Source organism: Saccharothrix hoggarensis (assembly GCF_042678885.1).
GTDB lineage: Bacteria > Actinomycetota > Actinomycetes > Mycobacteriales > Pseudonocardiaceae > Actinosynnema > Actinosynnema hoggarensis.
In genome coordinates, this window is record NZ_JBHTLK010000263.1 from 1 (window position 1) to 8,983 (window position 8,983).

The following is an 8,983-nucleotide window of genomic DNA, read 5'->3' on the forward strand; positions in this document are numbered from 1 at the left end:
GCGGGGCTGGCCGGGCTGCGCGAGCGCTTCGCCACCGTCGGCGGGCGGGTCGAGGCCGGTCCGGCGGGCGGCGACGGGTTCGAGCTCGTGGGACGTGCCGGGGTGGGCCGGTGATCCGGGTCGTGCTGGCCGACGACGAGGACCTCATCCGGGGCGCGTTGGCGGCGCTGCTGGAGCTGGAGGACGACATCTCGGTCGTCGCGCAGGCCAGCGACGGCGACGCGGCGGTGGCGGCGGTGCGGGCGCACCGGCCCGACATCGCGGTGTTCGACCTGGAGATGCCCCGGCGCGACGGGGTGCTCGCCGCCGAGGCGGTGCGGGAGCTGGACGGGGTCGCGGTGGTCGTCGTGACCCGGCACGCGCTGCCGGGCGCGCTGCGGCGGGCGTTGAGCGCGGGCGTGCGCGGGTTCGTGCCGAAGACGACCCCGGCCGCCCAGCTCGCGTCGATCCTGCGCGACGTGCACGCGGGCCGGCGGTACGTGGACTCCGAGATCGCCGCCGCCGCGCTCACCGAGGGAGCGTGTCCGCTGACCGCGCGCGAGCTGGACGTCCTGCGGCACGCGCTGCGCGGCGGCACGGTGGCGACGATCGCCGCCGAGGCGCACCTCGCCGCCGGCACCGTGCGCAACTACCTGTCGTCGGCGATGACCAAGCTCGGCGTGAGCACCCGCTACGAGGCCGCGCGGCTGGCCTGGGACGAGGGCTGGATCTGACCGAGGTGCACGACCTTCACCGTCGTCATCTCGTCCAGCAGCTCCGGCCCGTAGCCGAACCCGGTGCCGGACGCCCGGCGCGGCTGGGCGGCGCCGCCGGGAGCCCCGCCGAACACCGCGTTGACCTTCACCGTGCCCACGGGCAGCGCCCGCCACGCCTGCTGCGCGTGCGCCATCGACGCCGTCAGCACGGTCGCGGCCAGGCCGTGCTCGTCCACGCACGCCTCCGCCAGGCCGTCCTCGAACGACGCCACCACCCGCACCGGCGCGACGGGGCCGAACGTCTCCTCCCGCATCACCCGCATGTCGGGCGTGCAGCGGCTCAGCACGGTCGCCGGGTAGTACGCCCCGTCCCGCTCCGGCACCTCGCCGCCGACGAGCGGTCGCGCGCCGTCCGCGACGGCCTCGGCGACGTGCGCGTGCACGTGCTCCCGCAGCCGGACGTCCACCAGCGGTTGCGGCGACTCGTTCCAGCGGCGGGCCTCGTCGCACAGCGCGGTCAGGAACTCCTCCGCCACGGCCTGGTGCACGAAGATCCGCTCCACGGACGTGCACAGCTGGCCCGCGTTGGTGAACGCGCCCAGCGCCGCCTGACCGGCCGCCCACACCGGGTCGACGTCCGCGTCGACCAGCAGCGGGTCGTTGCCGCCGTTCTCCAGCAGCGCCTTCGCGCCGGTCGCGGCGCACGCGGCGGCGATGGACCGGCCGGTCGCCGTGCCGCCGACGTGCGCGACGACGTCGACGTGCGGTGACGAGGCCAGCGCCGCGCCGACCGCGCCGTCGCCGGTGAGGCTCTGGAGCACGCCGGGCGGGAAGTGGTCGACCATGAGCTGGGCCAGGAGCACGCCGGTGTGCGGGCACCGCTCGCTCGGCTTGTGCACCACGGTGTTGCCGGTCACCAGGGCCGCGCCGAGCAGCCCGCACGCCACGGCCACCGGGTCGTTCCACGGCGTCAGCGCCACGACCACGCCCCGCGGCTCCGGCACCATGAGGTCCGTCGCGTCGTGCGCGCCGAGCAGCGACCGGCCGCGGTGGACCGGGCCCAGCTCGGCGTACTGCTCCAACGTGGACACACCGGCCAGCACACCGTCCCGCGCGGACGCGAACGGGCGGCCGGTCTCCTCCTGGACGACGTTCGCCAGGTCCACCGCGTGGGTCCGGATCGCGGTCGCGGCGGCCTTCAGCGCGGCGCCCCGTTCGGCCGCGGGCGTGGCCGCCCAGCCGGGCTGCGCCTCGCGCGCGGTGAGCACCGAGCCGGCCACGTCCTCGTCCGTGGCGGTGGGGAGCCAGCCGATCAGCCGACCGTCTACCGGGCTGTGGACGTCGAGTGCGTCGACACGCATGTCCGTCATGGCCACCGGGTACCCGAGCGGCCGAGGTGAAACCCGAGGCGACGCCCCGAGGAGGAGAGCCATGCCCGGAGCCCAGGAGCTGCCCAGCACGATCGCCCGCTCGTCCAAGAAGGCCCAGCGGACGTGGATCAAGGCGCACGACTCGGCGGTGGAGACCTACGGCGAGGGCCAGCGGTCGCACCGCACCGCGTACGCCGCCCTGAAGCACTCGTTCGAGAAGGTCGGCGACCACTGGGAGCCCAAGGAGGAGAAGGGCCCGTCGGACGAGCAGGCCGCCCGCAGCACGCCCAAGCGGGGCAGGACCGCGGGCGGCGTCGACGCCAACGCCAGCAAGCAGCACCTCTACGAGCTGGCCAAGAAGCTCGACGTGCCGGGCCGGTCGAGCATGACCAAGGAGCAGCTGGTCGAGGCGCTGCAGAAGGCCAACAACCGCAAGACCGCCAAGGCCCGCTCCTGAGCCGTCAGCACTCGGCCGCGAGTGCCGCGACGCACAAGGCCGCGACGCTCGCAGCCGTGACGCTCCCAGCCGCGACGCTCGCAGCCGTGGCGCTCGCAGCCGCCACGCTCGGAGCGGTCGGTGCCGTCACACGTCGAGCCACTGCCGGTCGGTGAGCAGCGGGCTCGCCTGCGGCCCCATCAACGTCATGCCGCCGTCCACCACGAACGACGCGCCCGTCACGTACCCAGCCGCCGGGGTGGCCAGGAACGCCACCACCGAGGCCACCTCGGCGGCGTGGCCCGGCCGGCCCAGCGGCACGCCCGGCCGCGCCTCCGAGCGCGGGTCCACGTCCTCCTGGCCCGTCATCGGGGTGGAGATCTCGCCGGGCGCCACCGAGTTGACCGTGATGGCGTGCTCGGCCAGCTCCAGCGCCAGCACCTTCGTCAACGCGCCCAGGCCCGCCTTGGCCGCGCAGTAGGGCGCGGCGCCGACGCGCGGCAGGTGCTCGTGCACCGACGTGATGTTGATGATCCGACCGCCCCGGCCGGCCTCGATCATGTGCCTGGCGGCGCGCTGCGAGCACAGGAACGCGCCGTCGAGGTCGACCGACAGCACACCGCGCCACGTGTCGAAGTCCATGTCCAGCGCCTTCTGCGCGGTGCCCGTGCCGGCGCAGTTCACCAGCACGTCGACGCCGCCCAGCTCGGCGGCCAGCTCGTCCACCACGTCCGCCGCGCCGGGCAGGTCGGTCAGGTCCAGCCGCCGCACGGCGGCCCGCGCGCCGTGCTCGCGGACCTGCCGCGCGGTGTCCTCGGCGCCGTCGGCGTCCCGGTGGTACGTGATGCCGACGTCCACGCCGCCGCCCGCGAGGGCCACCGCGATCGCCTTGCCGATACCGGAGTCGGACCCGGTCACCACCGCGCGCGTCGGCGCGCCGGACCGGTCCTGGGGTAGGGGTGCGCTCATGGCCGGCGGGTACCCGGCGCCGGGTTTGCCACACGCCGCCCCGGGAACGCTCCGAGCACCAGTCGGAAGGAGCTTTTTCCATGAAAGCCGTCACCTGGCACGGGAAGCGGGACGTGCGCGTGGACACCGTGCCGGACCCCGTCCTGAAGGACCCGACCGACATCGTCGTCCGCGTCACGTCCACCGGTCTGTGCGGCTCCGACCTGCACCTCTACGAGGTGATGGGGCCGTTCATCGACGAGGGCGACATCCTCGGCCACGAGCCGATGGGCATCGTCGAGGAGGTCGGCGCGGACGTCACCGAGGTGAAGCCGGGTGACCGGGTCGTCATCCCGTTCAACATCTCCTGCGGCACGTGCTTCATGTGCTCGCGCGGCCTCCAGTCGCAGTGCGAGACGACCCAGGTGCGCGAGCACCGGACGGGCGCGGCGCTGTTCGGCTACACCAAGCTGTACGGGCAGGTGCCCGGCGGCCAGGCCGAGTACCTGCGGGTGCCGTTCGGCAACACCTTGCCCATCAAGGTGCCGGAAGGCCCGGCGGACGACCGGTTCGTGTTCCTGTCGGACGTGCTGCCGACCGCGTGGCAGGCGGTGGAGTACGCGGCCACGCGGGACAGCCTGGTCGTGCTCGGGCTCGGCCCGATCGGTGACATGGCGACCCGGATCGCCCAGCACCGCGGCGTCGAGACGGTGATCGGCGTCGACCTCGTGCCCGACCGCATGGCCCGCGCGCGGGCGCACGGCGTGACCGTGCTGAACGTGCGGGACAGCCACCTGGTCGACCACATCCGCGAGCTGACCGGCGGACGCGGGCCGGAGGCCGTCATCGACGCGGTCGGCATGGAGGCGCACGGCGCGCCGGTGGCGAAGATGGCGCACCAGGCGGTGGGTCTGCTGCCGGACGCCATCGCGGCCCGGTTCATGACCACGGCCGGCGTGGACCGGCTGCACGCGTTGCGCCTCGCGATCGAGATCGTCCGGCGCGGCGGCACGATCTCCGTCTCCGGCGTGTACGGCGGCATGGCGGACCCGCTGCCGATGCTGACGTTGTTCGACAAGCAGGTGCAGCTGCGCATGGGCCAGGCCAACGTGTGGCACTGGGTGCCGGAGATCCTGCCGCTGCTCACCGACGACGACCCGCTCGGCGTGGACACGTTCGCCACGCACCACCTGCCGCTCGACGAGGCTCCGCACGCGTACCAGGTGTTCCAGCGCAAGGAGGACAACGCCGTCAAGGTGCTGCTCCGCCCGTGACGGATTATCGTCCAGCCATGATCCGCTTTCGGTGGTTGCTCGCCGCGGCGATGCCGGCGGTGTTGGCGAGCGGGTGTGGATCCGGCACGGAGGACCTGGCCAGGCGCGCGGCGGAGGAGTTCACCGCCGCGGTCGCCGCGGGCGACGCGGAACGGGCGTGCGGGCTGCTGACCGAACGGGCCCGCCAGGACGCGGAGTGCTCGTCGCTCGACCTGCCCGGCGGCGCGGTGGAGTCGGTCGAGGTCTGGGGTGACGCGGCGCAGGCGCGCACCTCGGCGGACGACGTGCTGTTCCTGCGCGAGCTGACGTCGGGGTGGCGCGTCGCGGGCGCCGGGTGCGCGCCGCAGGGCGAGCGGCCGTACACGTGCGAGGTGGGTGGGCCGTGACGCAGCGCGGCATGTTCTACGCCTACCTGCTGGGAGTGGCGGCCCTGCTGGTGTTCTTCAGCGTCATCGGGTTGGTGGGCCTGTGAAGAGGTTCCTGCGCGACAACGGGTTGGGCCTGGCGTTCGGGCTGCTGTTCCTGGCGACGCTGGTGGCGCAGTCGTTCGCGGGCAACGCGGACGTGAACCAGCGCCGGCTCGCCGACGGCGGCGACCCCATCGACTGGTGGGCGTACGTCACGTCGTCGGACTTCGCGGTGGACGTGGCGGAGAACTGGCAGTCCGAGTACCTCCAGTTCTTCCTGTTCATCTTCGCCACGGTGTGGCTGATGCAGCGCGGGTCGCCCGAGTCGAAGCCGGCGTCGCGGATCGGCGCGGAGTCCGACGAGGCGCAGCTGCTGGGCGAGCACCTGAAGCCGGAGTCGCCGCCGTGGGCGAAGGCGGGCGGCTGGCGCACGGCGTTGTTCTCGAACTCGCTCGGGCTGGTCATGCTGGGGCTGTTCGTGGGTTCCTGGCTGACGCAGTCGATCGCGGGGCGCAGCGCGTACAACAACGACCAGCTGAACGACTTCCAGGACCCGGTGACGTGGTGGGAGTACGTGGTGTCGGCGGACTTCTGGAACCGGTCGCTGCAGAACTGGCAGTCGGAGTTCCTGGCCATCGGCTCGATGGCGGTGTTGAGCGTGTACCTGCGCCAGCGGGGGTCGCCGGAGTCGAAGCCCGTCGGCACGCCGCACGACCGGACCGACGAGCAGGGCTGACCGAGGGCCGAACGAGGAAGGCTGACCGAGCTGAACGAGGAAGAAGCCGCCGCGCTCACGGGGAGGACGTCGTGAGCACGGCGGCTTCAAATCTGTCGAGGTCTGTCCGCGGTCTGTTCGCGGTCTACTCCAGCCGGTCCTCGGCGTCCTCGTCGTCGTCGGTGAACGAGCCGCGCCCGCGCTCCCGCCACGGGAGCAGGAACCACAGCGTGCCGAACAGCAGGGCCGCGAACGCGCCGAGCGCGACGGCCAGCCAGCCGCCCACGATGATCTCGCCGAGCAGCAGGATGGTGCCGGTCATGGCGACCGCCAGGCACCCGAGCCCCAGGATCGCGTACCGGTTCGCCACCTCGATGACGTCCTCGCGCCTGCCGCGGCGGAACAGGATGCGGTGCCACGCCGCCGGCGCGGTCATGAACGCCACCGAGCACGCGGCGAACAGTATGGTGACCAGGTGGGTGGCGCGCACGAAGGTGTCGGCGCTCGCGTAACGCCCGGTGAAGGCGATCGAGAGCAGGAACCCGAACAGGATCTGGACGCCCGCCTGCGCCACGCGCAGTTCCTGCAGCAACTCGTTGAGGTTGCGGGCCAACCTCCGCTGGTGTGATTCCTCGGCCTGACTCACGGGAAGCACATACCCCTCACCGGCCGTCGTCAACCTTCCGGGTGACGAACGACAGCCGGAAGTGGTTCAGCGTGGCGGGGAGCGGCGCACGCAGGGTGGGCACGTCCAGGTGATCGCGGAGCGCGTCCAGCATGGTGCTCGCCGCGACCAGCACGAGGTCCCGTCCGGGGCACACGCCGGGGCCGCCGCTGAACGGCACCAGGCCGGGGTCGGGCGGCATGGGCCAGATGTGCGGCGTGTACTCGTCGGCGTAGTCGAGCCGGTCGCGGTCCCGGTGGAAGAACGGCGCGAACACGACGAACGTGGTGCCCGCGGGCAGCCACGTGCCGTGCCACCGGGTGTGCTCGGTGCTCTCGCGCAGGATCACCGGCGTGGTCGGCCACAGCCGCACCGACTCCCAGATCCCGGCCTGCCCGGCGCCGCCGATCGCCAGCGCCCGCATGGTCGCGATGCCCGCCGAGTCGAACGCGAACAGCCAGTGCGGCGCCTGTTCCCGGAGCTCGTCGGCCGGGGCGAGGCCCGCCAGGCTGCCCGGCTCGCCGCGTTCGAGGTGGCCGAGGAGCCGTTCGTCGAACCGGCGGCGCAACGCCTCGCGCCGCCGGTGCAGGTAGGCCCAGTTCGCGTCGCTCCGCAACGCCCTCAGCACGTCCGTCAGCTCGTCGTCGTCCCGCGCCGTCGAGCCGAGCACGATCCGCCGGGCCGCGCGCCACCAGGACTGCGCGAACCCGTCCCAGGTGAGCCGCCCGGTGCTGCGGACGTGCCGCAGCAGGAGATCGGCCTCGTCGGCGACGATCCCCGGCACGTCGATGTTGTCGGGCCGCAGCACGCGGTCGTTGAGGGCACGCCGCCGCTCGCGCGCCTCCCCCGTCGAGATCAGCACGCCGTGCGGCTGGAAGTGCTCCAGCGCGGCCTTCTTCTCCCGCGTCGCCAGGGCGAACGGCGACGGCGACTCGGCCAGCAGCCGGGAGACGTCCACCGCGTCGAGCAGCAGCGCGATGCTGCGCCCGGTCACCCTCAGCCGCAGCGGTTCCGGCCCGTAGCGGTCCCGGAACCGCCTCATCGCGGCCACGGCCACCTCGTCCAGCTGCAGCTTCTCCGCCGTCGCCTCCACCGGCGGCCGGCGCACGATCGCGCCCTTGGCCAGCGTCGGCAGCAGCACCTTGGCGAACGCCCGACCGGTGTCCAGCCGGGAGGCTACGGCCACGACCCCTCCTCGGAGTGCGCGACGACGAGTTCGCGCACCTCGCAGCCCTCGGGCTGGCGCAGCGCGAACACGATCGCGTCGGCCACGCGCTCGGGCGGGTTGAGCTTGCTGTCGTCCGGCGGCCGGTACCGCTCCTCCCGGTCGTCGAAGAAGTGCGTGCGCATGCCGCCGGGGATCACCAGCGTCACGCCGACCCGGCCCGCGGTCTCGGCCGCCAGCGCCCGGGTGAAGCCGACCACGCCGAACTTCGAGGCGCAGTACGCCGTCGCGTCGCTCACCGCCTTGACGCCGAGCGTGGACGCGATGGTCACCACCCGGCCGCCGCCCTCCAGGAACGGCAGCGCGGCCCGCACCACGGCGGCCGTGCCGAGCAGGTTCACCATCACCACCCGGTCCCAGTCCGCGCCGGACACGTGGTCCAGCCGGCCGCACGCGTCCGTGCCCGCCGCCGTGACCACGGCCCGCAGGCCGCCGTTGCGCTCGGCGATGGCCTTGACGGCGCGTTCCGCCGCCCTGGTGTCCGACAGGTCGACCGACTCGAAGTCGGCCACCTCGGCGGCCGACGGCGCGGCCTTGTCCAGCACCAGCGGCCGCCCGCCCAGCTCGTGCACCGCGCGCACCACCGCCGCGCCCAGCCCGGACGCGCCACCCGTCACCAGCACCTGGTCCAGCATCAGCCCCTCCTCGACAGCATCTCGGTGGTCGAACGTCCCCGGTGGTAGGGCACGACGACGGTGCGCCCTCCCCAGCCGCGCACCAGGTCCGCCTCCGGCAGCGAGTCCACGGTGTAGTCGCCGCCCTTCACCCACACGTCCGGGCGCAGGTCTGCCAGCACGCGTTCCGGCGTGTCGTCGTCGAACACCACGACGTCGTCCACGCAGCCCAGCGCGCGCAGCACCTCGACCCGGTCCTGTTCCTTGGTGACCGGCCGGTCCGGGCCCTTGAGCCGGCGCACCGACGAGTCGGAGTTCAGGCACACCACCAGGCAGTCGCCGAGCGACCGGGCGGCGCGCAGGGTGCGGACGTGGCCCGCGTGCAGCAGGTCGAAGCACCCGCCGGTGGCGACGACCACGCCGCCGCGCGCCCGCACGGCGTCCACAGTGGACAGTTGGTCGACGGGCCGGAACCCGGACGCGCCGCCGCAGCGCAGGAACTCCGCCGCCGACGTCACCCCGTCCGCCACCGCGTCGTCCATCGCCGCGCCGCCCATGAGCCGGGCCGCGACGGTCACCGCGAACCGGTCCCCCGCGCCGCACGGGTCCACGACGGGGACGCGGGGCGCGGGCAC

The 8,983-nt window shown here is 73.7% G+C and carries 11 protein-coding genes; 5 read left to right on the top strand and 6 right to left on the bottom strand.

Features of this window, described 5'->3' with window-relative positions:
- The first annotated feature begins 110 nt into the window (after nt 1–110).
- Entirely contained in the window at nt 111–713 is a 603-nt protein-coding gene (locus ACFQ3T_RS31415; RefSeq protein ID WP_380728873.1) for a response regulator transcription factor, read from the top strand.
- On the opposite strand, the gene ACFQ3T_RS31420 is transcribed toward ACFQ3T_RS31415, so the two are convergent.
- A complete protein-coding gene (locus tag ACFQ3T_RS31420) occupies nt 671–2,056 on the bottom strand; it encodes an aldehyde dehydrogenase family protein (protein WP_380728894.1) in 1,386 nt (461 codons plus the stop codon). The two genes, ACFQ3T_RS31415 and ACFQ3T_RS31420, sit on opposite strands and share 43 nt — an antisense overlap.
- A gap of 70 nt (nt 2,057–2,126) precedes the next feature.
- On the opposite strand from ACFQ3T_RS31420, the gene ACFQ3T_RS31425 reads away from it, so the two are divergent.
- Nucleotides 2,127–2,522 carry a ChaB family protein gene (locus ACFQ3T_RS31425; RefSeq protein WP_380728875.1) on the top strand — a complete coding sequence of 132 codons (396 nt, stop codon included), beginning with the start codon at nt 2,127–2,129 and terminating at the stop codon, nt 2,520–2,522.
- A gap of 126 nt (nt 2,523–2,648) precedes the next feature.
- On the opposite strand, the gene ACFQ3T_RS31430 is transcribed toward ACFQ3T_RS31425, so the two are convergent.
- A complete protein-coding gene (locus tag ACFQ3T_RS31430) occupies nt 2,649–3,470 on the bottom strand; it encodes an SDR family oxidoreductase (protein ID WP_380728878.1) in 822 nt (273 codons plus the stop codon).
- Nucleotides 3,471–3,550: 80 nt separating this feature from the next.
- Between ACFQ3T_RS31430 and ACFQ3T_RS31435 the strand changes: the two genes are divergently transcribed.
- The 3 genes from ACFQ3T_RS31435 (at nt 3,551) to ACFQ3T_RS31445 (ending at nt 5,866) form a co-directional block, all read left to right on the top strand.
- On the top strand, nt 3,551–4,723 hold the full coding sequence (locus ACFQ3T_RS31435) for a zinc-dependent alcohol dehydrogenase (RefSeq protein WP_380728880.1): 1,173 nt from the start codon (nt 3,551–3,553) through the stop codon (nt 4,721–4,723).
- Nucleotides 4,724–4,740: 17 nt separating this feature from the next.
- Nucleotides 4,741–5,109 carry a hypothetical protein gene (locus ACFQ3T_RS31440; protein ID WP_380728882.1) on the top strand — a complete coding sequence of 123 codons (369 nt, stop codon included), beginning with the start codon at nt 4,741–4,743 and terminating at the stop codon, nt 5,107–5,109.
- A gap of 82 nt (nt 5,110–5,191) precedes the next feature.
- Entirely contained in the window at nt 5,192–5,866 is a 675-nt protein-coding gene (locus ACFQ3T_RS31445; protein WP_380728884.1) for a DUF6766 family protein, read from the top strand.
- Between the two features lie 124 nt (nt 5,867–5,990).
- Here ACFQ3T_RS31445 and ACFQ3T_RS31450 read toward each other — a convergent pair whose 3' ends face one another.
- The 4 genes from ACFQ3T_RS31450 to rfaE2 all read right to left on the bottom strand — a co-directional run.
- The gene (locus tag ACFQ3T_RS31450; RefSeq protein WP_380728887.1) at nt 5,991–6,500 is read right to left on the bottom strand and encodes a DUF6328 family protein; all 510 of its coding nucleotides are present in this window, start codon (nt 6,498–6,500) and stop codon (nt 5,991–5,993) included.
- Nucleotides 6,501–6,507: 7 nt separating this feature from the next.
- Nucleotides 6,508–7,695, bottom strand: a complete 1,188-nt coding sequence (locus tag ACFQ3T_RS31455) for a cytochrome P450 (protein WP_380728889.1) — start codon at nt 7,693–7,695, stop codon at nt 6,508–6,510.
- The gene (locus ACFQ3T_RS31460; RefSeq protein WP_380728891.1) at nt 7,686–8,369 is read right to left on the bottom strand and encodes an SDR family oxidoreductase; all 684 of its coding nucleotides are present in this window, start codon (nt 8,367–8,369) and stop codon (nt 7,686–7,688) included. The genes ACFQ3T_RS31455 and ACFQ3T_RS31460 overlap by 10 nt, the downstream gene beginning before the upstream one ends.
- On the bottom strand, nt 8,369–8,983 hold a 615-nt coding region (gene rfaE2, locus ACFQ3T_RS31465), incomplete at its 5' end, for a D-glycero-beta-D-manno-heptose 1-phosphate adenylyltransferase (RefSeq protein ID WP_380728893.1). The genes rfaE2 and ACFQ3T_RS31460, both read right to left, overlap by 1 nt.

What these genes read in the sequence shown, in the direction of transcription:
- ACFQ3T_RS31420 (WP_380728894.1), bottom strand. Translation starts at nt 2,056, where the DNA reads ATGCGTGTCGACGCACTCGACGTCCACAGCCCGGTAGACGGTCGGCTG.
- ACFQ3T_RS31425 (WP_380728875.1), top strand. Translation starts at nt 2,127, where the DNA reads ATGCCCGGAGCCCAGGAGCTGCCCAGCACGATCGCCCGCTCGTCCAAG.
- ACFQ3T_RS31430 (WP_380728878.1), bottom strand. Translation starts at nt 3,470, where the DNA reads ATGAGCGCACCCCTACCCCAGGACCGGTCCGGCGCGCCGACGCGCGCG.
- ACFQ3T_RS31435 (WP_380728880.1), top strand. Translation starts at nt 3,551, where the DNA reads ATGAAAGCCGTCACCTGGCACGGGAAGCGGGACGTGCGCGTGGACACC.
- ACFQ3T_RS31440 (WP_380728882.1), top strand. Translation starts at nt 4,741, where the DNA reads ATGATCCGCTTTCGGTGGTTGCTCGCCGCGGCGATGCCGGCGGTGTTG.
- ACFQ3T_RS31460 (WP_380728891.1), bottom strand. Translation starts at nt 8,369, where the DNA reads ATGCTGGACCAGGTGCTGGTGACGGGTGGCGCGTCCGGGCTGGGCGCG.